Here is a 1,299-nt window from a genome sequence, read left to right on the forward strand (position 1 = left end):
GAAATCGCTATAATCGGAATTAATGCGTAAATTTTTTTATTTATATTTTTCATTAATTAATCTTCCTTTAATTTTGAATTTTTGTCTATAATACCATAAATTTTTAAAATTTAAACTAAAATTTATAAAAATTTAAAATAAAAAGTAAAAATTGATTACACTAAATTAAAAAATTTTTTATACCCCAAAAAATTGTAGTATTTGTATTATTTTAATTATTAAGTTTTCTAAAAATAGCAAAAATAGGCAAAATTTAGTGTAAAAATACTTGACAAATTCTAAATTTATTCCTATAATATAAATAGATAGAATAAATAACTTAAGCGAAAGGAGGCTTAAAATGACAAAAAGATTAATATGTGTTTTGGCGGCTTTAACGGTTATCGGTTCGGCTACATTATTTGCCGATTGGTATATACCGTTGGACCAAGTGCCAGCTGCGGTATTGGCTACGGCTAAACAAACTTATCCGCAAGCTGAAGTATGGGCTGTAAAGATGGAACATTACAATGTCTATGAAGTGAAGATATCCAATATGATGGAACTTTACATAGATGTTAATGGCAATCTTTTAGGGCAAGAATTTGACGACTAATTATAAGGAGGCGCTACAATGAAAAGATTAATATGTGTTTTGGCGGTTCTAACGGTTATCGGTTCGGCTTCGTTATTTGCCGATTGGTATATACCGCTAGACCAAGTGCCAGCTGCGGTAATGGCTACCGCAAAAAAGACTTGTCCAGAAGCGGAAGTATGGGCGGTCGAAATGGAAGCCTATAATGTCTATGAAGTAAAAATGAGCAATTTCATGGAGCTTTATATAGATGTTAATGGCAATCTTTTAGGACAAATGGGACCAATGGGTCCGTATGGAACAACTAATTATTAAGGAGGTTTTACAATGAAAAGATTAATATGCGTTTTAATTGCTTTGACGGTTATCGGTTCGGCTTCATTATTTGCCGATTGGTATATACCGTTGGACCAAGTGCCAGCTGCGGTAATAGCTACGGCTAAAAGAACTTATCCGCAAGCTGAAATATGGATGGTTGAAATGGAACACTATAATGTCTATGAAGTAAAGATGTCCAATATGATGGAACTTTATATAGATGTTAATGGAAATCTATTATACCAAAAATGGGACGATTAATTTTAAGGAGGTTTTAAGATGACAAAAAAATTATTAATTTTAGGTTTAATTTTAGGTTTAAGTTCGAGCATGGTTTTCGGAGATTGGATAGTTCCAGTTTCTTCATTACCTCAAAAATCGAGAGCTTTTATAAACTCCACTTTTCC

General features: G+C 32.0%; 3 protein-coding genes. All 3 read left to right on the top strand.

From position 1 onward, the window contains the following. The first annotated feature begins 340 nt into the window (after positions 1-340). The 3 genes from EZH24_RS12030 to EZH24_RS12040 are packed head-to-tail and all read left to right on the top strand — an operon-like array spanning position 341 to position 1,153. Positions 341-595: a PepSY-like domain-containing protein gene (locus EZH24_RS12030; protein ID WP_137999310.1), complete on the top strand. Its 255-nt coding sequence runs from the start codon at positions 341-343 to the stop codon at positions 593-595. Positions 596-613: 18 nt separating this feature from the next. Continuing rightward, entirely contained in the window at positions 614-889 is a 276-nt protein-coding gene (locus EZH24_RS12035) for a PepSY-like domain-containing protein (protein WP_137999311.1), read from the top strand. A 12-nt stretch (positions 890-901) separates the two neighbouring features. After that, on the top strand, positions 902-1,153 hold the full coding sequence (locus tag EZH24_RS12040; RefSeq protein ID WP_137999312.1) for a PepSY-like domain-containing protein: 252 nt from the start codon (positions 902-904) through the stop codon (positions 1,151-1,153). Positions 1,154-1,299: the final 146 nt, after the last annotated feature.

The sequence above is a fragment of the Brachyspira catarrhinii genome, from assembly GCF_005518285.1.
Classification (GTDB): domain Bacteria; phylum Spirochaetota; class Brachyspiria; order Brachyspirales; family Brachyspiraceae; genus Brachyspira; species Brachyspira catarrhinii.

Bases quoted from the DNA above. Each gene is read 5' to 3' on its own strand.
- EZH24_RS12030 (WP_137999310.1), top strand. From the start codon at position 341: ATGACAAAAAGATTAATATGTGTTTTGGCGGCTTTAACGGTTATCGGT.
- EZH24_RS12035 (WP_137999311.1), top strand. From the start codon at position 614: ATGAAAAGATTAATATGTGTTTTGGCGGTTCTAACGGTTATCGGTTCG.
- EZH24_RS12040 (WP_137999312.1), top strand. From the start codon at position 902: ATGAAAAGATTAATATGCGTTTTAATTGCTTTGACGGTTATCGGTTCG.